21 protein-coding genes and 4 pseudogenes are annotated in these 24,428 nt (G+C 70.2%); 15 read left to right on the top strand and 10 right to left on the bottom strand.

Going from position 1 to position 24,428, the window contains the following annotated elements:
* Positions 1 to 5: 5 nt before the first annotated feature.
* A complete protein-coding gene (kdpF, locus tag Q2K21_RS14155; RefSeq protein WP_016434100.1) occupies positions 6 to 95 on the bottom strand; it encodes a K(+)-transporting ATPase subunit F in 90 nt (29 codons plus the stop codon).
* A 260-nt stretch (positions 96 to 355) separates the two neighbouring features.
* Positions 356 to 2,197, bottom strand: a complete 1,842-nt coding sequence (locus Q2K21_RS14150; RefSeq protein WP_310770575.1) for an APC family permease — start codon at positions 2,195 to 2,197, stop codon at positions 356 to 358.
* Positions 2,198 to 2,481: 284 nt separating this feature from the next.
* On the opposite strand from Q2K21_RS14150, the gene Q2K21_RS14145 reads away from it, so the two are divergent.
* Positions 2,482 to 3,048 carry a hypothetical protein gene (locus tag Q2K21_RS14145; protein ID WP_310770573.1) on the top strand — a complete coding sequence of 189 codons (567 nt, stop codon included), beginning with the start codon at positions 2,482 to 2,484 and terminating at the stop codon, positions 3,046 to 3,048.
* 13 nt (positions 3,049 to 3,061) lie between these two features.
* Here Q2K21_RS14145 and Q2K21_RS14140 read toward each other — a convergent pair whose 3' ends face one another.
* The gene (locus tag Q2K21_RS14140) at positions 3,062 to 3,811 is read right to left on the bottom strand and encodes a DUF4118 domain-containing protein (protein WP_310770571.1); all 750 of its coding nucleotides are present in this window, start codon (positions 3,809 to 3,811) and stop codon (positions 3,062 to 3,064) included.
* A gap of 35 nt (positions 3,812 to 3,846) precedes the next feature.
* A complete protein-coding gene (locus Q2K21_RS14135) occupies positions 3,847 to 6,342 on the bottom strand; it encodes a sensor histidine kinase (RefSeq protein WP_310770569.1) in 2,496 nt (831 codons plus the stop codon).
* 237 nt (positions 6,343 to 6,579) lie between these two features.
* On the opposite strand from Q2K21_RS14135, the gene Q2K21_RS14130 reads away from it, so the two are divergent.
* A complete protein-coding gene (locus Q2K21_RS14130) occupies positions 6,580 to 8,154 on the top strand; it encodes a Na+/H+ antiporter (protein WP_310770567.1) in 1,575 nt (524 codons plus the stop codon).
* Here Q2K21_RS14130 and Q2K21_RS14125 read toward each other — a convergent pair.
* Positions 8,151 to 9,725 carry a hypothetical protein gene (locus Q2K21_RS14125; RefSeq protein ID WP_310770565.1) on the bottom strand — a complete coding sequence of 525 codons (1,575 nt, stop codon included), beginning with the start codon at positions 9,723 to 9,725 and terminating at the stop codon, positions 8,151 to 8,153. The two genes, Q2K21_RS14130 and Q2K21_RS14125, sit on opposite strands and share 4 nt — an antisense overlap.
* A 477-nt stretch (positions 9,726 to 10,202) precedes the next feature.
* Between Q2K21_RS14125 and kdpB the strand changes: the two genes are divergently transcribed.
* Positions 10,203 to 12,356 carry a potassium-transporting ATPase subunit KdpB gene (kdpB, locus tag Q2K21_RS14120; RefSeq protein WP_310770563.1) on the top strand — a complete coding sequence of 718 codons (2,154 nt, stop codon included), beginning with the start codon at positions 10,203 to 10,205 and terminating at the stop codon, positions 12,354 to 12,356.
* Between the two features lie 337 nt (positions 12,357 to 12,693).
* Positions 12,694 to 13,503 carry an SDR family NAD(P)-dependent oxidoreductase gene (locus tag Q2K21_RS14115; protein ID WP_310770561.1) on the top strand — a complete coding sequence of 270 codons (810 nt, stop codon included), beginning with the start codon at positions 12,694 to 12,696 and terminating at the stop codon, positions 13,501 to 13,503.
* Positions 13,504 to 13,530: 27 nt separating this feature from the next.
* Here Q2K21_RS14115 and Q2K21_RS14110 read toward each other — a convergent pair whose 3' ends face one another.
* On the bottom strand, positions 13,531 to 13,665 hold the full coding sequence (locus Q2K21_RS14110; RefSeq protein WP_310770558.1) for a hypothetical protein: 135 nt from the start codon (positions 13,663 to 13,665) through the stop codon (positions 13,531 to 13,533).
* A gap of 26 nt (positions 13,666 to 13,691) precedes the next feature.
* Between Q2K21_RS14110 and Q2K21_RS14105 the strand changes: the two genes are divergently transcribed.
* From Q2K21_RS14105 to Q2K21_RS14085, 5 genes are all read left to right on the top strand, one after another.
* Positions 13,692 to 14,231 (top strand): DUF1707 SHOCT-like domain-containing protein, encoded by a 540-nt coding sequence (locus Q2K21_RS14105; RefSeq protein WP_310770556.1) that lies wholly within the window; start codon positions 13,692 to 13,694, stop codon positions 14,229 to 14,231.
* 452 nt (positions 14,232 to 14,683) lie between these two features.
* Entirely contained in the window at positions 14,684 to 16,639 is a 1,956-nt protein-coding gene (locus Q2K21_RS14100) for an APC family permease (protein ID WP_310770555.1), read from the top strand.
* Positions 16,640 to 16,737: 98 nt separating this feature from the next.
* Positions 16,738 to 17,256: a hypothetical protein gene (locus Q2K21_RS14095; RefSeq protein ID WP_310770553.1), complete on the top strand. Its 519-nt coding sequence runs from the start codon at positions 16,738 to 16,740 to the stop codon at positions 17,254 to 17,256.
* A 92-nt stretch (positions 17,257 to 17,348) separates the two neighbouring features.
* The gene (locus Q2K21_RS14090) at positions 17,349 to 17,846 is read left to right on the top strand and encodes a GbsR/MarR family transcriptional regulator (RefSeq protein WP_310770551.1); all 498 of its coding nucleotides are present in this window, start codon (positions 17,349 to 17,351) and stop codon (positions 17,844 to 17,846) included.
* 22 nt (positions 17,847 to 17,868) lie between these two features.
* On the top strand, positions 17,869 to 18,150 hold the full coding sequence (locus tag Q2K21_RS14085; RefSeq protein ID WP_310770548.1) for a hypothetical protein: 282 nt from the start codon (positions 17,869 to 17,871) through the stop codon (positions 18,148 to 18,150).
* Between the two features lie 194 nt (positions 18,151 to 18,344).
* On the opposite strand, the gene Q2K21_RS14080 is transcribed toward Q2K21_RS14085, so the two are convergent.
* Positions 18,345 to 18,680: a YnfA family protein gene (locus Q2K21_RS14080; protein WP_310770546.1), complete on the bottom strand. Its 336-nt coding sequence runs from the start codon at positions 18,678 to 18,680 to the stop codon at positions 18,345 to 18,347.
* A gap of 49 nt (positions 18,681 to 18,729) precedes the next feature.
* A pseudogene (locus Q2K21_RS14075) lies at positions 18,730 to 18,891 on the bottom strand (sugar kinase); the annotation flags it as partial.
* 673 nt (positions 18,892 to 19,564) lie between these two features.
* Here Q2K21_RS14075 and Q2K21_RS14070 point away from each other — a divergent pair.
* The 5 genes and pseudogenes from Q2K21_RS14070 to Q2K21_RS36015 all read left to right on the top strand — a co-directional run.
* Entirely contained in the window at positions 19,565 to 20,635 is a 1,071-nt protein-coding gene (locus Q2K21_RS14070; protein ID WP_310770544.1) for an aromatic ring-hydroxylating dioxygenase subunit alpha, read from the top strand.
* Positions 20,632 to 20,814, top strand: a complete 183-nt coding sequence (locus Q2K21_RS14065) for a hypothetical protein (RefSeq protein ID WP_310770542.1) — start codon at positions 20,632 to 20,634, stop codon at positions 20,812 to 20,814. The genes Q2K21_RS14070 and Q2K21_RS14065 overlap by 4 nt, the downstream gene beginning before the upstream one ends.
* A complete protein-coding gene (locus tag Q2K21_RS14060) occupies positions 20,811 to 21,746 on the top strand; it encodes a PDR/VanB family oxidoreductase (protein WP_310770540.1) in 936 nt (311 codons plus the stop codon). Before Q2K21_RS14065 ends, Q2K21_RS14060 begins: the two co-directional genes overlap by 4 nt.
* A gap of 27 nt (positions 21,747 to 21,773) precedes the next feature.
* Positions 21,774 to 21,920, top strand: a pseudogene (locus Q2K21_RS14055) (ABC transporter permease); the annotation flags it as partial.
* 8 nt (positions 21,921 to 21,928) lie between these two features.
* Positions 21,929 to 22,090: pseudogene (locus Q2K21_RS36015) on the top strand (ATP-binding cassette domain-containing protein); the annotation flags it as partial.
* 181 nt (positions 22,091 to 22,271) lie between these two features.
* Here Q2K21_RS36015 and Q2K21_RS14045 read toward each other — a convergent pair.
* A pseudogene (locus Q2K21_RS14045) lies at positions 22,272 to 22,592 on the bottom strand (discoidin domain-containing protein); the annotation flags it as partial.
* On the opposite strand from Q2K21_RS14045, the gene Q2K21_RS14040 reads away from it, so the two are divergent.
* On the top strand, positions 22,589 to 22,786 hold the full coding sequence (locus tag Q2K21_RS14040) for a hypothetical protein (protein ID WP_310781409.1): 198 nt from the start codon (positions 22,589 to 22,591) through the stop codon (positions 22,784 to 22,786). The pseudogene Q2K21_RS14045 and the gene Q2K21_RS14040 sit on opposite strands and share 4 nt — an antisense overlap.
* A gap of 38 nt (positions 22,787 to 22,824) precedes the next feature.
* Here the strand turns inward: Q2K21_RS14040 and Q2K21_RS14035 are convergent, their stop codons facing one another.
* Positions 22,825 to 24,417, bottom strand: coding sequence for a glycoside hydrolase family 13 protein (locus tag Q2K21_RS14035; protein ID WP_310770536.1), 1,593 nt, complete (start codon positions 24,415 to 24,417; stop codon positions 22,825 to 22,827).
* Positions 24,418 to 24,428 lie beyond the last annotated feature (11 nt).

The raw sequence follows: 24,428 nt of genomic DNA, 5'->3' as shown, positions 1-24,428 counted from the left end.
CTGTCTCAGAACCTCTCCGGGAAGATCAGGGCGAGGACGAGATAGCCCAGCAGGGCGACGGCCACAACCAGGCCGACGATGTTCTCGGCGGTCACAGCTTCGTCACCCCCTTGGCGACGAGGGCCACCAATGCGAAACCCGCGAGCACGGTGACGACGAAGGCCAGATCGGCCATCGCTAACTCCTGGAGTGAGGTTCGATGAAGACGGACGAGTAGAGGAAAGCGCCTCTTTGGCCGGATCGGGTCCTCCGTTGACGGCTCTCTTACGGCGCCGCCCACGGCTTTGACGGGACTCTTACGGCCCTTGATCCATACCAGCGAGTAAGGCCGCCGTAACGGCCGGCAGGTCCCGGCTCAGAGCAGCCGGAAGCGAAGCCGGCAGATCACCGCGTCGGTCTCCCGGCGCACGGCGTGCGCGACGACCGCGCCCCGCTGGTTCTGCAGCAGCCGCTGCCACAGCCGCTCCGGCTCCGTCTCCGGGATCAGCACGGTGACGCGGGTGCCCGGCTCAGTGGCGGCCACCTCACGGACGTAGGCGGCGATGGGACGGCCCAGACTGCGCCGCCCGCAGGAGAGCCCTACGAGAGGGACACCCGGGTCCCATGCGGCCCAGGAACGCTCCAGGGCGTACAGGGCGGCCCGGTCCTCGGGGTCGGGATAGCAGACGGTGACCGCCCGGACCTCGTCGCCCAGGGACGCAGCCGCCGTCAGGGCCTCCGAGGTGAGGCGGGAGATCGACGAGACGGGGACGATCACTAGCGAGCGCTCGCGGTGCGGGGGCGCGGGTATGCGGCCCAGGCCCAGCCGCTCGCCGATCCGGCCGTAGGCGCGGTGGACGGCCTCGAAGGCGACGACGAGCAGCGGCAGGGCGATCACGATCAGCCACGCGCCTTCTTCGAACTTCGATGCCGTGACGACAATGGTTGCCACGCCGGTGAGGACGGCGCCGAAGCCGTTGAGCAGCGCCTTGCCCCGCCAGCCCCGCCCCCGCTCCAGGCGCCAGTGCCGGACCATGCCGACCTGCGCGATGGTGAAGCCGACGAAGACACCGATCGCGAACAGCGGCACCAGGGTGTTGGTGTCGCCGCCGGAGAACACCAGCAGCGCGGCCGAGACCACAGCCAGGGCCAGCACCCCGTGCCGGTGCACCTGCCGGTCCGCCTTCAGGGCGAAGACGTGGGGAGCGTAGTTGTCCCGGGCGAGCAGCTTGAGCAGCACCGGCAGGCCGCCGAAGGACGTGTTGGCCGACAGCGCGAGCAGGATCATCGTCGCGAACTGGATGACGTAGAAGGCCCAGTTGTGGCCGAGGGAGGCGTCCGCGAGCTGGGCGAGGACGGTGACGCCCTCGACCGGCTGGAGGTGGAAGCGGCCGATGAGTACCGACAGGCCGATCAGCATCAGGCCGAGTACGGCGCCGAGCGCGACCTCGGCCCGCTGGGCCCGCTTGACGCGCGGGCGGCGGAAGGAGGGCACGGCGTTGGCGATGGCCTCCACGCCCGTGAGCGCGGCACAACCGGAGGCGAATGCTTTCAGCAGGAGCAGGGCGCCCACGGTGGTGGCGTTGTCGGCGAGGACCGAGGCGTGCCCGGCCGCGGTGGCCGTGCTCACCGGGTGGGAGCGGAACAGTCCGACGACGATGAGGGCGAAGATCGAGCTGACGAAGACGATGGTCGGCACGATGAACGCTTTGGCCGATTCCACGATGCCGCGCAGGTTGACGCCCGTGATCAGGGCCAGTACTGCGAGACACAGCCACAGCCGGTCGTCGTAGAGCGCCGGGAAGGCGGAGGTCAGCGCGGCCACGCCGGCCGTGACGGCGACGGCGACGTTGAGGACGTAGTCCAGGACCAGGGAGGCCGCCGCGACCAGGCTCGTGCGCGCCCCCAGGTGGGTCTTGGCGACGGCGTAGGAGCCGCCGCCGTCCGGGAAGGCCGCGATCACCTGCCGGTATGAGGCGACCAGCACCGCCAGCAGGCCCGCGATGGCCAGCGTCACCGGCATCGTGAAGCCCAGCCCGTGCGCACCGGCGGCGGCCAGCACCAGCACGATCGCCTCGGGGCCGTACGCCACGGACGCCATGGCGTCCAGCGACAGGGCGGCGAGGCCGGTGACCGCGGTCAGGCGGTGGCGTTCGCCGGTATCCGGCGGCTCCTCGCCGGCGGGGACCGCGTCCGGCTCGGTGGTCAGGACAGTCATGGGTGTGTGCTCCTTCGTGCGTCGGCCGCGCACGAAGGCTTATGAGTGCGCGGCTGCACCCAGGTTCTGTCCCTTTCTCGTCCTTTCCGACTGTCCCTTGCGGCTTCTTCGCGCCCGGGCGGCCGAACTTGACGGCATCTTGACGGCCTGTCCCACGAGCGGCTGTCCGCAGCCGTCATCTGGGCAACGTGCCCGGACGTCAGGACGCAAGGAACCATGCGATTTCCGTCAGAGCCGCATCAAGGCACGTGGCTCGCGGTTCTCCGATCACTAGCGTCGCAGTCATGGGACGCCGTGACGACGTATGCCGAGGACCGTTCGACGCGCCCGCAGATGGACCGGACAGCGCCGCGCAAGCCACGAACGACCGTGACTGGACGCAGGAGTTGTGGAGCTCCGTCCGCTGCGGCGGCGTACTGCTCGTTCTGCTGCTCCTGGTCGACTGGGGCACGGGCCGGCTCGCCCTGTGGCGCGCCGCGCTGTGGCTCGCTCTGGCCGGGCTGCTCTTCGTCGTGCTGTATCCCGCCCGGGTGTCCGCGGGCGGGAACTGGCTGGCTTCGCGTCGGCTGGTGCGCGAGTACCGGGTGCGGACGGACCTGCTGGTGTCGGTCCGCTGCTTGGACGGCATCTCGCAGCGGCTCCTGCTGCGGGACGCGTTGGGCGGTCGCGTCGAGATCGATCCCGAGGTCTTCGTGCGCAACCCGCAGCTGTGGTTCTGCCTGGACGAGGGCGCGCGGAAGGCCGCCGCCGACGGCTCGCTGCTGTGCGGCGCGACCGCCTTGCAGCGCATCTCCCGGCGCGTGGACCAGGAGACCGCCCGCGCCGTGTTCAAAGCGTCCGGCCTGGAGTGAGTTCCGGGTCGGCTCAGCCGGCCGGCCCCGACGTGTCCAGAGCGGCCCCCGTCTGATCGGCCAGCGTCGCCGCGACCAGCCTGGCCTGGAGCGGGGGTACGGAGCCCGGCCCCGGGGTCAGCATAAAACGGCCGAGGTAGCGGGCGTTGCCGTGGACGCGCAGCTCGATCTCACCCTCGGGCCATCCCGCGGCGTCCACGTCCCAGGAGCGCCTGCCCACCGTCATGCTGCCGTCGTTGTGCAGCCGGGGCGGCTGTCCCAGCAGGGTGCCGTACTGGAAACGGCAAGCGTTCAGGCCGAGGAGTTCGGTGAGTTCACGGCGGACCTCGTCGACGACGGTATCTGCGTCGAGGGTCGCGACGCGGTGGATGCGCGAGAGGTAGGCGGCGTCCGTGACCGTGATCACCTCCAGGCGGCGGGCCCGGGCCGCCAGTTGGGACACGATCAGACCTACGACCAGCAGCAGGACCGCCGTCTCGATGTCCCTGGAGGCGGTGATGTCGAAGGTCTCGTACGGCCGGGTGAGGAAGAAGTCGAACCAGGCCGCCGCCGACAGCGCGGCCACCACACCCGCCGAACGGCTGCCCAGCGCAGCCACCGCGACGACCACCACGACGAGGATGAGGGCAGCGTTCGTGTGCGACAGGCTCGTGCGGAAGGGCACGAGCGCTAGCGCCACCAGGAAGGGAGCAGCGAGACCCGCCGCCAGGGCGAGCCGGTCCCGCAGCGGCCAGGTCCAGAACATGGCACGGTCTCTTCCCATACGGTGCGGCCTCCAGGTGTCGGCCACTGTGCTCATCACGCACCTCCTGCGCTCTGCTCGGTCGGTACAACGCTCAAGGGCTGTGCGGCGAAGGGCAGCGACACCACCATCGTGAGGCCGCCGCCGGGGGTGTCCTCGGGGCTGAGGGTGCCGTTCATGGCTTCGGTCAGGCCGCGGGCGAGGGCCAGTCCGAGACCGAGGCCGGTGGTGTTGTCGGTGTCGCCGAGCCGCTGGAAGGGCTCGAAGAGATGCTCGCGGCCCTCTGTGGGCAGGCCGGGTCCCCGGTCCACGACCCTCAGCTCCACCCGGCCGGCGAGGGCGCTGGCGGTGACCAGCACTCTGCTGCCCGAGGGCGTGTGGCGGGCGGCGTTGGTGACCAGGTTGGCGATCACCCGTTCCAGCAGCGGCGGGTCGGCGAGCACCGCCGGGATCTCCTCCAGGTCCGCCACGTCCACGTCGCAGACGTCCGCGAGTGCCATCGGGAGGACCTCCTCCAGGGTGGTGGCCCGGAGGTTCAGTGTGAGGGCGCCCGCTTCCAGGCGGCTGAGGTCGAGGAGGTTCTCCACGAGACGGTTGAGCTTGGCCATGGACTCGTCGGCGGTGGCCAGGAGTTCGTCCCGATCCTCCGGGGAGAACTCGACGTCCCGGCTGCGCAGCGAGGCCACCGCGGCCCAGCCGGCCGCGAGCGGGGTGCGCAGGTCGTGACCGACGGCCCGCAGCAGGGCCGTGCGCAGGCGGTCTGCGGCCTTGACCGGCTCCACCTCGGCTGCGGCCTCGGCGAGCCGGGCCCGTTCGACCGCCGATCCGACGTGGGCGGCGAACGCGGCCAGCACCCGCCGCTCGGACGACGACAGGGTGCGACCCCGCAGCGCGAGCCAGGCTCCGGGACCGGCGGGCACGGCTGTCACGCCCGCTTCGTCGGGCGGCTCGTCCACCAGGCCCGCCGATTCCATGCAGAAGGTCTCGCGGGTCCGCTCCAGCAGGGCGGGAATGGTCGCTTCTCCGCGCACGATGCTGCCGGCCAGGGACGACATGGTCTCCGCCTCGGCCGTCGCGCGGGCGGAGCGGCGCGACAGGCGCAGGGAGCGGTCGACGACGGCGGCCACGGTGGCAGCGACGACCGCGAACACCGCCAGGGCGAGCAGGGCGTTCGGGTCGTCGAGGGTGAAGGCGCCGATGGGCGGGATGAACCAGTAGTTGAGCAGCAGGGAGGCCGTGATCGAGGCGATGACCGCCGAGGCGACCCCGCCTATGCAGGCCACGCCCACTACGGCGAGCAGGAACAGCAGGGCCTCGCTGGTCAGGTTCAGCGTCCCGCGCAGTTGGGCGAGGACGATCGTGAGGAGCACCGGCAGTACCAGGCCGGTCACCGGACCGGCGATCATCCGGGCCGTCGACAGGGTGCGGCGTCGTGACGGGAGCAGGGTGCCGCGGCCGGCGCGCTCGTGGGTGACCCGGTGGACGTCGATGTCGCCGGACAGCTCGGTCACGGTCTCCCCCGTGCCCGGGCCGGTGAGGAACCGGGCCAGCCGGCCACGGCGGCTGGTGCCCAGGACCAGCTGGGTGGCGTTCTCGGCACGGGCGAACTCCACCAGCGTGGTGGCCACGTCGTCGCCGACCACCGAGTGGTAGCTGCCCCCGAGGTCCTCCACCAGTCTGCGCTGACGGGCCAGCGAGGCGTGCGAGACGCCGTCCGCGAGCCCGTCGCTGCGGGCCACGTGCACGGCGAGCAGATCCCCTCCCGCTGACCGGTCGGCGATCCGGGCCGCCCGCCGGATCAGCGTGTCGCCCTCCGGCCCTCCGGTCAGCGCGACGACCACCCGCTCCCGGGTCTCCCACACCCCGCCGATGCCGTGCTGCGAGCGGTACTCCTGCAGCGCCTCGTCGACCCGGTCGGCCACCCACAGCAGCGCCAACTGCCGCAGCGCGGTGAGGTTTCCGGGCCGGAAGTAGTTGGCGAGGGCGGCGTCGACCTTCTCCGGGGCGTAGACGTTGCCGTGCGCCATGCGCCGTCGCAGCCCCTCGGGCGGCATGTCCACCAGTTCGATCTGCCAGGCGCGCCGTACGACCTCGTCGGGCAGCGTCTCGTGCTGCGGCACCCCGGTGATCTTCTCGACCACGTCGTTGAGGGAGGCCAGGTGCTGGATGTTCAGCGCGGTGATGACGTCGATGCCCGCGTCGAGCAGGGTCTCGATGTCCTGCCAGCGCTTGGCGTTGCGGCCCTCGCCGGGCACGTTGGTGTGCGCGAACTCGTCGACGATCGCCACCTGGGGGTGACGGGCGAGCAGCGCGGCCAGGTCCATCTCCTCGAACCGTCCGCCGCGGTAGGTGCAGGCCGCTCGGGGGACGGTCTCCAGTCCGTCGAGCATCGCCTCGGTGTGCGGGCGCCCGTGGGGCTCCGCGAACCCCACCACCACGTCCGCCCCGCGGGCGGCTCGGCGCCGCCCCTCGTCGAGCATGCGGTAGGTCTTGCCGACTCCCGGGGCTGCCCCAAGGTAGACCTTCAGTCGTCCGGGCCGTACGTCACTCATCGCCGCCGACGCGCTCCGCTCACTGGATCAACTCCCCTGTAGCCAGGGGTCCCTCCTTCCAAGGAAGCCCCTTCGCGGGCCGGTCGGCGCGGTTGTTAGCGCTTCCTTGGCGCCGGTCCCGGGGACCTTGACACTGTCTTGACGTAACCTGCGCCCGATAGGGTGACGGCAGGTGTGCCGGGAAGTCTGGTCGGCCGGGGAGCCACAGCGGTTCTCCGAAAGCCCCAGGGAGACGGCATGCGCAGCGTCGGTACGGTCCTCGCCCTCGTGGTCCTCGCCACGGTGGTCTCGACTTTCGCCCGCCGGTGGCGTATCCCCGCACCTTCCCTGCTGGTCGTCGCCGGTCTGGCGGTGGCCCTGCTGCCGGGCACCCCGCAGATCGAGATCAGCCCCGAGATCATCGGCTTGGTCGTGCTGCCGCCCCTGCTGTACGCGAGTGCGGAGGAGATGCCCTGGCGCGAGCTCCGGGCGGTGTGGAAACCGGTCGGCATCCTCGCCATAGGGCTGGTGCTCGCCTCGGCCGCCGCCGTGAGCGCGGTCGCGGTGTGGGTGACACCGTTGTCCTGGCAGATGGCGTTCGTGCTGGGCGCGGTCCTGGCAAGCACCGACCCGGTGGCCGTCACCGCGCTCGGGCGGCGCCTGTCGCTACCGCCGAAGGTGCAGACCCTGGTCCAAGCGGAGAGCCTCTTCAACGACGCCACCTCCCTGGTGCTGGTCCGGGTGGCGGCCGGCATCGCCGTGGCCTCCGCAGCCGCCGACTGGGGCGCGGCGGGCGGCCAGTTCCTGATCCTGGCCGGCGGCGGCACACTGATCGGCGCCGCGGTCGCCGGCGTGATCGCCCTGATCCGGCGGCGCACCGAGGACCCGGTCCTGGAGACGGTGATCGCGCTGGTCACCCCCTACGCCGCCTACCTGCTCGCGGAGGTCGCGCACACCTCCGGCGTGACCTCGTGCGTGGTCGCCGGTGTCGTCCTCGGTGGCCGGGGCGACCGCCTCACCAACGCCCGCATCCGCCTCCAGCTGCACGCGGTGTACGGCACGGTGGTGTTCCTGCTGGAGAGCGTGGTGTTCTCCCTCATCGGGCTGGCGCTGCCCGCCGAGGTGCGGGCCCTGGCCGACGGCGACCAGGGCTGGCCGCTGTACGCCCTCGCCGTGGCCGGCACACTCATCGCCGTACGGCTGCTGTGGATCGCGCCGCTGTCGGCGGTGGTCCAGCGCAAGGGCGCGGTCGGCCGGATGAACTGGCGGATCCCGGTCGTGCTGACCTGGGCGGGCACCCGGGGCGTGATGCCACTGGCGGCCGCGCTGTCCATCCCGGAGATCGCGAAGAACGGCACCGCCCTCGCCGACCGGCCACTCGTCCTCGTCCTGACCACCTCGGTCGTGGTCGTCACCCTCGTCGTGCAGGGCTTCACCCTCGCCCCGGTCGTCCGCCGCTCCGGCATCGCCCTGGAACCCGCCCACACCGAGCGGGAAGAGGCCGAGGCCCGCTCCCACCTCGCCCACGCCGGCCTCGCCCGCCTGGAGGAGCTCGCAGAACTGGAGGCCGCACCGGACATCGTCCTCGACCGGCTGCGCCGGGGCCTGAACGCCCGCCTCGACGACGCCCACGAGCGCCTGACCGGGCAAAACGGCACCGCGGTCGCGACCGGGTCCGCCGATCTGGTCTACCGCCAGCTCCGCCGCGATCTGATCGCCGTGGAGACGGTGGAACTGCAGCGGCTGTACGACGCCCACCGCATCAGTGACACCACCCGCCGCCGGCTCCAGCGCTCCCTCGACCTGGAGGAGGCCCGGCTGGCGGACGCCTAACGGAACTCGGCCAGCCTGGGCCGCAGTCCGAGAGCGGTGAGGGCGACGGCGACGGCCAGCAGCCCGCCCGCCCACGGGAGCAGGCCGGTGACCGCCGAGCGGCCCGCGTCGACCGAGGCCGTGAAGTGGGCGCGGTTGATGCCGGTCACCTTGTCCAGGGCCGCCATCCACGCCCCGAAGTGCGCGTTGGAGGTGCCCGGCTGCCAGCCCATGCAGAACTCGACCGCCTCGCTCTCCTTCCCTGCGGCCAGCAGGGCCCGTATCTTCCGGTCATCGCCCTGGTAGACGACGTACGCGTCAACCGTCTTCTCGGCTGCCGCCCGCTCACCGGGGAAGGTGATGTTGTCCAGCTCCCGCCGGAACTCGCCGGTGAACCGCAGATCGTGGTGATCGGACTCGTACGCCTGCCAGGTGGTGGCCAGTTCGGAGTCGTACGACGAAAGAGTCGCGCCCTTCACGCCGTACAGCTCCTGCGACTTGGCGAGGAACGCCCGCGCGTACTGGTCGCGGCGCTGCGGGTCGAGGAGATAGCGGCTCTCGTCGGCGTTGGCGTCGTAGGCGATCGCCCGGGCCCGCGAGAGGGCCACGACGGAGTCGAACGCGTCGCGCCGGGCGCCCCGCAGATTCGCCGCCGAGGAGGACAGCATCTGAGCGCCGAGGATCACCGCGAGCAGCGCACACACGGTGGCGGCGAGGAGGGGCGGGTTCAGAATCCGGCGGAAGCGCCGGGTCAGGTACCACTGCAGGGCCCCGAGGGCGGCCAGCAGGAGCACGCCGAGGGCGACCGTGGCCGCGAGCTGCCCCGAGAGGGCCGAGCGTGCCGCGGTGTACTTCGCGTCGAACACGCTGTCGTTCGAGGACACCAACCTGCGTGACGCGGGCAGCAGGCTGCTCTGCAGCAGGTCGGTCGCCCTGCGGTAGTCAGCGAGGGCCGACGGCTTGCCTCCGGGGCGCCCGTCGTTCTCCAGGGCGCGTCCGATGAGTTCCTGGTATTCGGCGAAGTCGTCGGTGAGGTTCTCGACCGTCTTCTCGTCGGACCCGTTTCCCTGCGCGGCGACGGCGAGGGTGCGCAGGTCGTGCCCTATCTCGCGCCGCGCGTCACCGTAGAAGCCGACCGCCTTCTCATACGGGGTCCGCAGGCGGCCCTTTCCAGCATCGCCGCTGGACAGCAGGATGTTGGCGGCCTGGGCGTCCATGTCGTTCAGGGCGAGGTCAAGGTCGGCGGCGCTGGTCGTACGCGGCGCGTCCCGTCCGGCCACGCCGTCCCACATGCCGTTCGCGGCCAGGCCGGCGACGGTCAGCAGCACCGCCACGGCGGCGGCGAGCAGGACCGTGGCCGCGCGCAGAAGACGCAGCCGCGCGGGCACGGATGCCCAGTAGCGGCGGCGCAGAGCGGCCCGCGCGGCCACGGCCTGCTGGCCCGGGTGCGGCTCAGGACCGGGATCGCCTGTCGGTGAACCCTCGCGTCCGTCCGGTCCGGAGCCACTGCCGGCCGGGACGATCGCCTCCTGCGGTGGCGGTGTCTCCCCCTCGGTCCGAGGACCCTGCGCTGTGCCGGCCGTGAGAGTCACGGTCCCTCCAACGTCACGCCACGGACGGTCGCCCGTCCCCCGTCGTCGATCAGTGTGCGACCGGATTCGGCCATGGCCGGCTGTCGTTGACGGCTTCCTGACGGCTACTCAGCCGGGTTTGACGGGACCTTGACGGCGCTCGCGCCGGACCCGTATGAAAGCCGCAAGTTCCGTGCTGAACAGGGTTGTTCAGCCATCGATCGCGGATAGGTTCCTGTGGTCCGCCGCCGAGGCCGGGGGCGTCAACGGCCTCACCGACTCCGGAGTCCCCAATCCGAACGCGGCTCGCGGCGGGCCGGTGCGTGTCCCGAAGGCAGGCACCAGCGCGTGACGTCCCGTCGTCTTCCCGCGCCGACGTCCGCGCACCACCGTGCGGTGCCGGGGCCCCGGCACCGCACGGGCCCGCACCCGCTTCCCGTCCACCGACCAGCCCGTCGGCATGCCCTGGCGCGTGCCACGCCGAACCACGAAGGACTCATGTATCCCGCCGCGCCCGAGCAGGCCCCGCCGTCCCGCCCCCAAAGCTCCTCAGGGCCCGCACCAGGAGGAGGAGCCCGGCGCCGTGCTCCGAGCGGCCTCTTCGAACCCGCCCAGCTGGTCCGCTCCTTCCCCGAGGCACTGCGCAAACTGCACCCGAGGATCCTGATCAAGAACCCGGTGTTGTTCGTGGTCAGCGTCGGAGCCGCGCTGACGAGCCTGTCCGCCCTGTTCCACCCGGCCGTCTTCACCTGGGTCATCAGCGCCTGGCTGTGGCTGACGGTGGTCTTCGCCAACCTCGCCGAGGCCGTCGCGGAGGGGCGGGGCAAGGCGCAGGCCGAGTCACTGCGCAGGGCGCGCACGGACACGGTGGCGCTGCGACTGCTCGACTGGCGCTGGGGCACGAACCTGCGCAGCGCCCGCACCGAGGCGGTCGCCGCCACCGCCCTGAAGCCGCTGGACGTCGTGCTGGTCGAGGCGGGCGAGATGATCCCGGCGGACGGCGACGTCATCGACGGCGTCGCCGCGGTGGACGAGTCGGCGGTCACCGGCGAGTCCGCGCCCGTGATCCGGGAGGCGGGCGGTGACCGCAGCGGCGTCACGGGCGGTACGACGGTGCTGTCCGACCGGATCGTCGTGCGCGTCAGCGCACGCCCCGGCCACAGCTTCCTGGACCGGATGATCGCCCTGGTCGAGGGCGCGAACCGGCAGAAGACCCCGAACGAGATCGCCCTGAACATCCTGCTGGCCTCGCTCACGATCATCTTCCTGCTGGTCGTGGTCACCCTCCAGCCGATGGCCGAGTACGCGAACGCGGCCCAGTCGACGACCGTCCTGGTCGCCCTCCTCGTGACCCTCATCCCGACGACCATCGGCGCCCTGCTGTCCGCGATCGGCATCGCGGGCATGGACCGCCTGGTGCAGTGCAACGTGCTCGCCATGTCGGGCCGGGCGGTGGAGGCGGCCGGCGACGTGGGAACCCTGCTGCTCGACAAGACCGGCACCATCACCCTCGGCAACCGCGAGGCCGCCGCGTTCGTGCCACTGCCCGGCATCGAGGAAGGGCAGCTCGCCGACGCCGCGCAGCTCTCCTCACTGGCCGACGAGACGCCCGAGGGGCGCTCGGTCGTCGTACTCGCGAAGAACCGCTACGGCCTGCGGACGCCCGCCGAGGGCGAGTTGGCGAACGCCCGCTGGGTGGCGTTCAGCGCGCAGACCCGGATGAGCGGCGTCGACCTGCGCTGGGACAACGGCGCCCTGTGCGCCATCCGCAAGGGCGCCGCCCAGCAGGTGATCGACTGGGTGCAGATGTACGGCGGTCACGTCCCGCCCGAGGCACGCCACTTCGCCGACTCGGTTGCCGCCTCCGGGGGCACGCCCCTTTTGGTCGCCGTGCACGACTGGGACGGCCCACGCGTGCTGGGGCTGATCCATCTCAAGGACGTCGTCAAGGACGGCATCCGCGAACGCTTCGCCGAACTGCGCCGCATGGGCATCCGCAGCGTCATGATCACCGGCGACAACCCACTCACCGCCCGAGCCATCGCCCAGGAGGCCGGGCTGGACGACTACTTGGCGGAGGCGACCCCCGAGGACAAGCTCGACCTGATCAGACGGGAGCAGGCGGGCGGCAAGCTCGTCGCGATGACCGGCGACGGCACCAACGACGCCCCCGCCCTCGCCCAGGCCGACGTCGGCGTCGCCATGAACACGGGCACGTCGGCCGCCAAGGAGGCCGGCAACATGGTCGACCTCGACTCCAACCCGACCAAGCTCATCGAGATCGTCGAGATCGGCAAGCAACTCCTCATCACCCGGGGCGCCTTGACGACCTTCTCCATCACCAACGACGTCGCCAAGTACTTCGCGATCATCCCGGCAATGTTCGCGGGCTCGTACCCGGGGCTGGAGTCCCTGAACATCATGGGCCTGCACAGCCCGACGTCCGCCATCACCTCCGCCATCATCTTCAACGCCCTGATCATCGTCGCGCTGATCCCGCTCGCCCTGCGCGGCGTGCGCTACACACCCGCGTCGGCGCACGACCTGCTGCGCCGCAACCTGCTGCTGTACGGCCTCGGCGGACTGGCTCTGCCCTTCGTCGGCATCAAACTGATCGACCTGCTGATCGCGCAGGTCCCCGGCCTTGGCTGAACCCCGCTCCACTGCCCCACTCACCCGTCAAGGACACGTATGCGCACGTCAGAGCCTCGTCAGAGAACGAGTGCGGGGCTTGCCCGGCCCGTGCGGTACGGCTTCCATGGATGACGTGAACAGCGCCTGGCTCCTCTTCGACCGGCCGCCGAGTCCCGCTCGGCCGTCCCGTCGTGCGCCGCGCTGTGCGGAAATGCCCGCGTCCGTGTCCCGCTGACGCGTTCCGCATCCCCCGGGGCGCCGTGATGCCACACGGCGCCCGCCTCTTCTCATCACCGCACGTCCGCCGCCCCGTCACCGGGGCCGCTCGACGTGCCCGCACCCTCCGGATTGGATCATGTCCGACTCCACCTTCACCGCCCGCACCGTCCTGGTCACCGGCGCCACCGCAGGCATCGGCTACGAAACCGCCCGGCAGCTCGCCGAGCGCGGCGCCACCGTGCTGCTGCACGGCCGTACCGCCGAGGAGGCCCGCGCCGCCGCCGACAGTCTCATCGCCACCGCCGACGTCGACGGCAACCAACTGTGCACGTATGCCGCCGACTTCGCCCGCCTGAACGAGGTCGAGACCTTCGCCCGCAAGGTGACCACCGAGCACCCGCACCTCGATGCCCTCGTCAACAACGCCGGCATGGCCGCCCCCGAGCGGCACACCGTCACCGCCGACGGCAACGAGATCGCCTTCCAGGTCAACTTCCTCGCCCACTACCTGCTCACCTGCCTGCTCGAATCGGCGCTGACGAGCGACCCGGGCGGCCGGGTCGTCAACGTCTCGTCGGCCCTGCACCGCACAGGCTCCATCCAGTGGTCCGACCCCAACCGCGCCCGCCGCTACTCCCGGCTCGCCGCATACGCCCAATCCCAGCTGGCGCTCACGGTGTTCGCCGCCGATCCGCGCATCACCGCGGTCTCCGTGCACCCGGGGGTATGTGACACAGCGCTGCTCCCGCTGTACGCCCACGAGGGCATCTCGCCCGCCGAGGGTGCGGCGAACGTGGTCCGGCTGTGCGACCCGACCATCGAGATCGTCAACGGTGCCTACTACGACCGCGACACGCGCGTCGAACCGGCCCCGGCCGCGACGGAGGACCGCACCGTCAAGCGCCTGAACAAGCTGGCGGACCTGCTGGTCGGCCACAGCGCTTGAACGCCATTCATCGGCAGAGGAGTTGACCTACGTGTCGAAGCGCGCCCGCAAGAAGAAGGCCAACCACGGCCACAAGGCCGGCCAGAGCTGATCGAGCACCCCGCCGGCGGCGATCTGCACGGTGGTCTCGTACCGGACAGTGAGCTTTCGTCTGGTGGCCACCGTGCGGTGCCGCTAGCGTGGCTGCCATGTCGAACGACCTGCCCGACCTTCGGGCCTCGCACCAGGATCGCGACCGCGTCGTGGATGTACTGCGGGTCGCAGCCGGTGACGGCCGACTCGACGCCGAGGAACTCGACATGCGGCTGGAGAGCGCGCTTTCCGCTCGCACACTCGCCGAGTTGGCCGAGCTCACCGCCGACCTGCCGAACGTGCGCTCAGCACAGGGCAAGGACGTGCTCGTGGTCGACCAGCACGGCGGCAAGTACGTACGGGAGGGGCGCTGGCAGGTACCCTCGCGCATCCAACTGCGCACCCGAGAGTGCCGTATCACCTTCGACTTCACCCACGCTCTGGTCACTTCGGCCGTCCTGCGCATCGAGACGGACATGGTGCACGGCAAGCTGTTCTTCGTCGGCGCGAAGGACATCGTGTTCGACACCGACGGACTCAACCGCACCTACTCCAAGCTCAAGTTCCGCTCCAAGAACACCGCCGCCGATCCCCGTCTGCGCGTCGAACTCGTTGGCACACTCCTGCACGCCAAAGTCATCGAGCGGCGGTCGTAGCGTCTTCCGCGGAACACGGCCGCGTCAGCCCGGCGTCAGAAAACGCTCTCTGCCAGTCAATAGGGCGTCAGCGCGCCCCCGCGTCCGCGCCCGGTGGCCGGCGCGGGCGAGGAGGCCTGAGGTGGTACGGCCGGTGGGGGTGTCGCCGCACCTGCATACGCACGGCCCGAGACCATCGCCTCGACCCGCTGAGCCCGGACTCACATGTGCGGCCGGGCGGGACTCGTTCGAAAGGTCCCGCCCGGCCCACTCGGGTCAACGGCACTCGACATCCGATGTCTCCGATGTCATCGTCCCGCTGCGCCTTTGGCATGCCACGGTCGCTCTTGACGCAGTCTTGACGCCGGTGGAGCACTCTCCCATGGGCCCACGCGTCACTCTCTGCTTACGCTGGTGCGGCCGTCCGCGTGATGGCCGAAGCCCACGCTGAGCAGCACATCAGGAGCACGCCGATGGCCACGAAGGAACACCCTCCTCCCAGTCGTCTGCGCGCCTGGATGCTGGAGGGGCTGTCCGACATGGGCAGGAGCGGTGGCCACACGGGACCCCACGCTCAGCCGGAGCCCCCGCACAAGGGACAGCGCTGGTGGCGGGTGATGTGCCTGACCGGCGTCGACTACTTCTCCACCCTCGGCTACCAGCCGGGCATCGCCGCCCTGGCGGCCGGCCTGCTGTCGCCGATCGCGACCGTCGTCCTGGTGATCGTGACCCTGGCGGGCGCCCTGCCGGTGTACCGGCGAGTGGCCGAGGAGAGCCCGCACGGCGAAGGCTCCATCGCCATGCTGGAGCGCCTGCTCTCCTTCTGGAAGGGCAAACTCTTCGTCCTCACCCTGCTCGGCTTCGCCGCCACCGACTTCCTGATCACCATCACCCTGTCGGCCGCCGACGCCTCGACCCACCTGGTCGAGAACCCGCACCTGACCGACTTCCTGCACGGCAAGCAGATGGTGATCACCCTCATCCTGGTCGCCCTGCTCGGTGCGGTCTTCCTCAAGGGCTTCCTGGAGGCAATCGGCGTCGCCGTCGCCCTGGTCGGGGTCTACCTCGCCCTGAACGTCGTCGTGGTGTGCGTCGGCTTCTGGCACGTCGTCACCGCCGGCCACGTGGTCACCGACTGGACCAGCGCCCTGACCGCGGAACACGGCAACATCTTCGTCATGATCGGCGTCTCGCTGATCGTCTTCCCCAAGCTCGCACTCGGCCTGTCGGGCTTCGAGACCGGCGTCGCCGTCATGCCGCACGTGGAAGGCGACCCTGGCGACACAGAGGAGCAGCCGACCGGCCGGATCCGGGACACCAGGAAGCTGCTCACCACGGCCGCGCTCATCATGAGCGCCTTCCTGATCACGACCAGCTTCATCACAACGGTGCTGATCCCGGAGAAGGAGTTCAAGTCCGGCGGCCAAGCCAACGGACGCGCCCTCGCCTACCTGGCCCACCAGTACCTGGGCGGCGCCTTCGGCACGGTCTACGACATCTCCACCATCGCCATCCTCTGGTTCGCCGGCGCCTCCGCGATGGCCGGCCTGCTCAACCTGATGCCGCGCTACCTGCCCCGCTACGGCATGGCCCCCCACTGGGCCCGCGCCGTCCGCCCGATGGTCATCGTCTTCACCCTGGTCGCCTTCCTGGTCACCTGGATCTTCGACGCCGACGTCGACGCCCAGGGCGGCGCCTATGCCACCGGCGTGCTGGTGCTGATCACCTCCGCCGCCATCGCCGTGACCATCGCCGCCCACAAGGCCGGTCAGCGCAACTGGACCATTGCCTTCGCCGTCATCTCGGCGGTGTTCGTCTACACGACGGTCGTGAACGTCATCGAGCGCCCGGACGGCGTGAAGATCGGCGCCTGCTTCATCGCCGGCATCATCCTGGTCTCCCTGCTGTCCCGGCTGGCCCGCGCCTTCGAACTGCGCGTCACGCACGTCGAGCTCGACGACATGGCAGAACGGTTCGTCCGAGACATTGCGAGCCGGAAGATCCGGTTCATCGCGAACGAGCCCGACCGGCGGGACAAGGCCGAGTACCGCGAGAAGATCGAGCAGATCCGCAACGACAACGACCTGCCCGAGCAGGAAGACTTCGTCTTCGTCGAGGTCACGGTCACCGACCCCTCCGAGTTCGAGGCGGGTCTCACGGTGCGCGGAGAGGTCCTGCACAACCGCTACCGCGTCCTGACCGTGGAGTCCGCCTCCATCCCCAACGCCCTGGCCGCACTCCTGCTCCACGTCCGCGACTCAACAGGCTGCATTCCGCACATCTACTTCGAATGGACCGAAGGCACCCCCTTCGCGAACTTCCTGCGCTTCTTCCTCTTCGGCCAGGGCGAGGTCGCCCCGGTCACCCGGGAGGTCCTGCGCGAAGCAGAGCCCGACCGCGCCCGCAGACCGCGGGTGCACACCGGCTGACGTACGGCGTCAGGATCCCGTCAAGATTCGCCCGTACGGCGCTAGGACCCCGTTAGCGGAGGTCGCTGACCCCCGCAGGGGCGCCTAGCGTCAGCGCCATGCGACGGAGCGGACCGGCGGGCTCGGCCGGCGACCGCCACTGGCGTGGCAGTGCCCGGCTCGCGGCGAGCTGCGCCCTGATCTTCTGCGTCATGAGCCTTCTGGTCGACTGGGACGCTGAAAGCCTGACGCCCCTTCGTGCCCTGCTGTGGGTCAGTTTGTCGGCCGCTGTGTGCGCCGTCCTGCTGCCGCCACGGGTGAGCGCAGGCCGCGGCTGGCTGGCGGTACGCAGCCCCTGGCGCAGGCGAGTGATCCACACGGACGCGCTGACAGCCGTACGGCAGTACGACGGTGTCTCCTCCCACCTGGTCCTGCGGGACACCCACGGCCACACCCTGGAACTCGACCCCCGAGTCCTCTCCGCCAACCCGCTGCTCTGGCACGAACTGGACACGGGCGTCCGCCACTCCCTCGAACGCGGAACGCTCCGCCACGGAGCCGACGTCATGAAGCGCCTGGGGCATCGGATCGACGACGAGACGATCGAGGCAGTGCTTCGAGCCTCGGGACTTTCCTGACAGCAGAGAGCACCTTCTCGCCTTCCCCGGCCGGGTTCGACTGTAATAACAGAAATAAGTGTTATCTCAGCGATAGATGTTAGATTGCCAATGTGCCGCAGGACGCCCAGCTGATCTTCGCCGACCACGTCGGCCGCTTCTACGCCCGCCATTACGGCTTCCCGCCCATGGCCGGACGCCTCCTCGGATATCTCCTCGTCTGCGATCCAGCCCAACAGACGATCGACGAACTGAGCGACGCACTCCTGGCGAGCCGAAGCGCCATCACGGGCGCGGTCAAACTGCTGGAGACATTCGACCTGGCACGACGCACCAGGTCGGCCGGCGAGCGGATGGACCGGGTGAGCCTGAATCCGACCGGCCGACAGCCGCAGAACTTCGACGCCACCCTCCACCTGGAGCACGCAGCACTGTTCCGCGAGGGCCTGGACCTGCTCGCCGACGCGGCACCGACGCGCCGGGCTCCGCTCGAAGAGATGGTCGCGCTGGCGGAGTTCCTCGCCGAGCGTCTGCCCGCGCTACGGAACGAGTGGCACACATACCGCGAGGAGCTGCGCGCTTCCGGAAAGCTGCCCCATACCGACCCATAACCTCGAAAGTCACGGAGAGCCAATGACAACCGAGCCCGACCCGTCCTACCAGTCCGATCTGGCCGCCCTGCGCGAGCGCATCGACCGCGGAGACCCGGACGCCACCGACGAGTTGATCGAACTGGCCACGGAACAAGGCGACATCGGTGAACTACGTCGCCTCGCGGCGACCGGCAACCCCACAGCGGCAGACCAGCTCATCGAACTCGCCACCGAACTGGGCGACCTCGCCGAACTGCGCCGTCTCGCGGACCAGGGCAACGCGACCGCCGCCGAGGTGCTCGATGAACTCACCGAAGACTGAGTTGAGTTACGCCCCGTCACGAAGCCCACGTGCGCGCAGACAGGCCAGCAGGTTCGACCTGCGGGAGCTACCGAGCACCTCGACGTCGGGGGCAACGGCCAGCACCCCAGAACAGTACAGAACATCCCGAATGCAGAAGACCATGAAGCAACTTGAATGTGCCACGCTTAGCGTCGAGTTGGCCGCCCCAGAGGTCAGTTGCCACGCGGGGCGTACATGATGACCGCCATCCCGGCGAGGCACACCAGCGCGCCGATAACGTCGAAGCGGTCGGGGCGGTAGCCGTCGGCGACCATGCCCCAGGCGATGGAACCGGCGACGAAGATGCCGCCGTAGGCGGCGAGGATGCGTCCGAAGTGCGCGTCGGGCTGGAACGTGGCGACGAAGCCGTACAGGCCGAGCGCGATGACGCCAGCCCCGATCCACAGCCAGCCTCGGTGTTCGCGGGCGCCCTGCCAGACCAGCCACGCCCCTCCGATCTCGAACAGGGCGGCGACGACGAACAGGGCGATGGAACGGGCGACGAGCACGGCGAAGTCTTTCTTGAGCGGCGGATGGTCAAGAGGTCACTCAAAGGCTCTCGCTGACGTCCATGAACTCGTTGAGGTACCGAGATTTCCAGTTCGGCGTCGGTGACGGCGAGCCGACCGAGGCTGTGCTGATGTCAGCGCCGAGGAATGGCAGTTCCGGGGCGTACCGGATGTTGCGAGAGCGTCGGCTTCCTCGCGAGGCGGCCGGGCCTCCGCCACGCCACCCGCCTACCACGCGCCTCCTGGATGGCCCCTGCCGCCCGGCAGGTCGTTCTCGGCCATGAACCGCCATTCCCGGGCCGTCACACATCAGCCGTCCCGCCTGAAGACATTTCCGCAGGACATGATCACGAAAGGCGGGCACCACCACCAGTGAAGAATCCGCTGATGAGCCCCGCGCCACCCCCATACACGAGGCGAACCAGCACGCGACCTCACATCACCCTGACCAGCGGCGACACGCTCGACAGCCGAAAAGGGCACGGATTCGACCCGGATTCGACCCGAGGGCCCCAAACTTCAAAATGATCAGTAGTTGACCTGCAGTGATGCTGATATTTGCGGCTGTACCGAGCATCCATCGACAGGCGGGTATCACATTTGCAATTAAGTGGACATGTTTGGACGATTAACGCCACGCAGCGAGTAGTCGCACTCGCCGTCGCCCTCTCCGGCTAACCCAAGCGCGAACCGAACATCAGCACCACCCGGGCCACCTACTCTGGCGACAGGGGGCTGATAGAACAGGGCTCTGACCAGCCTCTTTACAGAATTCCTTCCGCCTGACAGAAGCCCTCTTGCCGAGCCGACACAAGCCTCACGACCCTGATTCCAACCACGGCACGCGGGGCGACGGAGCCCCGCCGACAGGGACGGGAACTGCCATGCCGCACATCACCACTTTCGCCAGGAACAAGTGGTACGTCGCCGCCTACAGCCATGAGGTGGGGCGCGAGTTGCTCGGCCGTACGATCCTCGGTGAGCCGCTCGTCTTCTACCGCACCGAGGAGGACGGCAGGCCCGTCGCCCTCCACGACCGCTGCGTGCACCGCCGCTACCCGCTGTCCGAGAGCCCGACCCGCCTCGACGGCGACCGGATCGTGTGCGGCTACCACGGTTTCACCTACGACACGACCGGTACGTGCGTGTACGTGCCCGGACAGAAACGCGTTCCGCGCACCGCGCGCGTCGCCTCCTACCCCCTCGTCGAGCAGGACTCCCTGGTGTGGGTGTGGATCGGCGACCCGGCACTCGCCGACCCGCTGACCATCCCGCGCGCGAAGCACCTCGACTCCCCGGGCTGGGTCACCGTCCGGGGCATGGAGCCGATCGACGCCGACTACGGTCTGCTGGTCGACAACCTGCTCGACCTCTCCCACGAGACGTATCTGCACGGGGGCTACATCGGCACCCCCGAGGTCGCCGAGACGCCGATCACGACCGAGGTCGACGAGGGTGCGGGCATCGTGCGGGTGAGCCGGCACATGGACGACGCCGAGTGCCCGCCGTTCTACGCCCGTTCGACGGGCATCGAGGGCCGGATCACGCGCTGGCAGGACATCGAATACCACGCGCCGTGTCTGTATCTGCTGCACAGCCGGATCGCGCCGGTCGGCGTGCTGCCCGAGGCGGACGGCAGCGACCCGAACGGATTCCACACCGAGATCACGTACGCCATCACGCCGTCCGCCGACGGCAAGGTGTACGACTTCTGGGCCGTCTCGCGCGACTGGGCGGCGGAGGACGACGAGGTCACCGAGTTCCTGCGGGGGAACAACCACACGGTGGTCATGCAGGACGTCACCGCGCTCAACCTGCTCCACAAGACGCTCGGCACCGAGCGTCAGGGCTACCAGGAGCTGAGCATCAACATCGACACCGGCGGCCTCGCCGCCCGCCGTATCCTCGCCCGGCTGGTCGAGCAGGGCGACAAGCCCGTGGAGCAGGTCCGGTGAACACCCCTTCTCCCGCCGCGACGGGCGAGATCTACCGCGTCGACTGGCTGCCGGGCACCGACACCCTGCACGGCACCTGTCACTGCGGCCGCGAGCACACCGCGCAGGACCCGGTGGAGATGTGGGAGTGGATGCTCGCCCACCCCCAGGGACACGAGCCCCGAGGAGCCGGCCGATGACCGCGTACGAAGCCGAACTCGTCGTCGGCCGCCGGGACCTGGCGGCGGACGGCGTCCTCGCCCTCACCCTGCGCCACCCGCTGGGCGAGCGACTCCCGGCCTGGGAACCGGGGGCCCACATCGACGTCTTGCTCGGGCCCGGCCTGGAGCGGCAGTACTCGCTGTGCGGCGATCCCGCCGACCGGCACGCGTGGCGGATCGCCGTGCTCCGCGAGCCGGACGGTCGTGGGGGATCGGCGTACGTACACGAACAGCTGGAGGAAGGGGGCAAGGTCCGGGTACGGGGGCCGCGCAACCATTTCGCGTTGCACTCCTCGCCCCGCTACCGCTTCATCGCGGGCGGCATCGGCATCACTCCCCTCCTGCCGATGCTCGCCGCGGCTGAGGCGGCGGGTGCCGAGTGGACGTTGCTGTACGGCGGCCGCACCCGCGACAGCATGGCCTTCACCGAGGAGTTGAGGCGGTACGGGGACCGGGTCGCCGTAGCCCCGCAGGACGAGACCGGGCTGCTGGACCTCGGCTCGGTGCTCGACGACGTCCCCGAGGGCACGCTCGTCTACTGCTGCGGCCCGGGCCCGCTCCTGGACGCGGTGGAGGCGCGCTGCCCGTCCGGTGCGCTGCATGTGGAGCGCTTCCAGCCCAAGGTGCGGGAGACCGGCGAGAACACCGCGTTCGAGGTGGTGCTGGAGCGCAGCGGCCGTACGGTCACCGTCGCGCCGGACGTCTCCGTCCTCGACGCCGTGCGCGCCGCCGGTGTCGAGGTGCTCTACTCGTGCACCGAGGGCACCTGCGGAACCTGTGAGACCGATGTCCTCGACGGCACACCGGACCACCGTGACTCGGTCCTCACGGACGAGGAGAGGGAGGCCGGCGAGACCATGCTCATCTGTGTGTCCCGGTGCCGGGGGAAGCGGCTCGTGCTGGATCTCTAGGGATCTGTGGGCCCCTTCACCCAGGCCCTGCGGCAGCAACTGTCAACAATCCTGATGGTCATCAGCGAGATGTTCGCGGCCGGCGACGGAATCGGCTTCACCGTGGTCCAGTTCCAGCGCGGCTTCCCCATCCCCGACATGTGGACCGGGATCCTCGTCCTCGGTCTGCTCGGCGGCGGTCCATGCTCGATGTACGCGGCCTGAAGAAGGTGTACGAGGGATCCGGGCGCCGGGTGGAGGCGGTGCGCGACCTCACCTTCACCGTCGAGGCCGGTGAACTCGTCTGTCTCGTCGGCCCGTCGGGCTGCGGCAAGACGACGCTGCTGAAGTGCATGGGCGGGCTGCTCACGCCGTCGGGGGCGAGGTGCTCCTGGAGGGGCGGAAGGACCGCAGTCGTGCGGGAGCAGCTGAAGGTGGACCTCCCGGACGCGCGCGACCAGCGGCACACCCGGGTGGACCCGCGATTCGCCGAACCGCGGACCCATGTCTACGAGCAGATCCAGGCGGCGAAGCGCGGTGGCACGGTCACGAAGTCGGATACGCCTCCACCTCGCTGAACTGGGCTGCGGGCCAGCCGGTGTTGGCGGTGACGCTGAGCCGTAGGTAGCGGAGGTTCGTGCCGCTCGGCAGGGAGACGGTCACCGTGTTGCCGGTGGCCGGGTCGAAGCGGTAGTCCTTCGAGCCGACCATGGTCGCGTACGCGGAGCCGTCCGTGCTGCCCAGCACGGACAGGGTCTGCGTGCGTGCCTGCCAGACCGTGAGCGGCGGCAGTTTCAGCACCAGGCGGCCGACGGCCTGCGTCGAGCCCAGGTCGACCGTCCAGGACTGCGGGAAGGCACTGGGTGCAGTCCGGGCCGATCTTCGTGCCGGTCGTCGCGGCGGACTCGGCCTCCACTGAGGTGAAGGGCAGGGTGGCACCCGCGGCCGCGTATGCGGCGGCGGGTGCCAGGCTGACGAGCATGCCGGCCGCCAGGGCGACGGCCGCCCCGGAGGCAGCCATGCCCCTGGCAGGTCTGAAGCTGGTGCTGTGCATGTGCTGATCCCTTCGTGGTGGGGGTACGGGACAGCGGGTGCGGCCTCAGCTGCGGAGCCAGGCCGCCGTGTCCCTCGGCAGCCGCCCCTGCGGGTCCAGGGGGCCGCTGCTGAGCAGGAGTGCGGAGTGTGCGGGCAGATCGGCGGGCGTCTCTGCGAGGTTCACCACGCAGATCGGCCCTCCCTCCGCGCGGCGGAACGCGAGGACGCCCTCGGGCGCGGGCAGCCAGGTGAGGGGGCCGTCACCGAACATCGGCCGGATCCTGATCGCCTCGCGGTAGAGGGAGAGCATCGAATCCGGGTCGGCCGCCTGGAGGTCGGCGGCGTACGCGGACCAGCCGGCGGGCTGGGGCAGCCACGGCTCCGCGAACGCCCCGAAGCCGGCGTACGGCGCGTCGGCCACCCAGGGCAGGGGCACCCGGCAGCCGTCGCGGCCGGGGTCGAGGCCGTGGGAGCGGAAGTGCATCGGGTCCTGGATGCGGTCGAGTGGTATCTCGGCCTCGGGCAGCGCCAGTTCCTCGCCCTGGTAGACGTAGACCGAGCCGGGCAGGGCCAGCGACAGCAGGGCGGCGGCCCGGGCGCGTCGGGTGCCGAGGGCGAGGTCCGTGGGGGTCCCGAAGGCCTTGGTGGCGAAGTCGAAACCGGTGTCGGCGCGGCCGTAGCGGGTGACCGTGCGGGTCACGTCGTGGTTGCACAGCACCCATGTCGCGGGTGCGCCGACGGGCGCGTGCTCGGCAAGGGTCTCGTCGATCGCCGTGCGCAGCCTGTCCGGGTGCCACGGGCAGGACAAGAAGGCGAAGTTGAAGGCGGTGTGCAGTTCGTCGGGGCGCAGGTAGCGGGCGAAGCGTTCACTGTCGGGGAGCCAGACCTCGCCGACGAACACACCGCCGTACTCGTCGGCGATCGCGCGCCAGGAGCGGTAGATGTCGTGGAGTTCGTCGCGGTCCACGTAGGGATGCGGATCACGGCCCTCGACGAAGTCGGGCAGGTCGGGGGCCTTGGCGAGCAGGGCCGCCGAGTCGATCCGCACACCCGCCACACCGCGCTCGAACCAGAAGCGCAGCACGTCCTCGTGTTCCTGGCGGACGGCCGGATGCGCCCAGTTGAGGTCGGGTTGCTCGGGGGCGAAGAGGTGGAGGTACCAGTCGCCGTCGTCCAGTCGTGTCCAGGCGGGCCCGCCGAACTGGGACTGCCAATCGTTCGGAGGGAGTTCACCGTGCGGACCGCGTCCCGGCCGGAAGTGGAACAGGTCGCGCTCGGGACCGCCCGCGCGGGCGGCGCGGAACCACGGATGCTGGTCCGAGACGTGGTTGGGCACGATGTCGACGATCGTGTGGATCCCCGACTCGCGTGCCTCCGCGATGAGTTTCTCGGCGTCGGCGAGGGTGCCGAAGGCGGGGTCGATGGTGCGGTAGTCGGCGACGTCGTAGCCGCCGTCCTTCATCGGTGACAGATACCAGGGGTTGAACCAGAGGGCGTCCACGCCGAGGTCGGCCAGGTACGGCAGCTTGGCGCGGACACCCGCGAGGTCGCCGGTTCCGTCGCCGTCGGCGTCCGCGAAGCTGCGGACGTACACCTGGTAGATGACGGCGGTGCGCCACCAGTCCTGACTGTTTCGGGCAGGGGTGGGCTCTCCCACGGTGCGTGCCT

Origin of the sequence: Streptomyces sp. CGMCC 4.7035 (assembly GCF_031583065.1) — a bacterium.
Lineage (GTDB): Bacteria > Actinomycetota > Actinomycetes > Streptomycetales > Streptomycetaceae > Streptomyces > Streptomyces yaanensis.
Note: the sequence above shows the minus strand (reverse complement) of the source record. Positions and strands in the feature narration are given on the sequence as shown.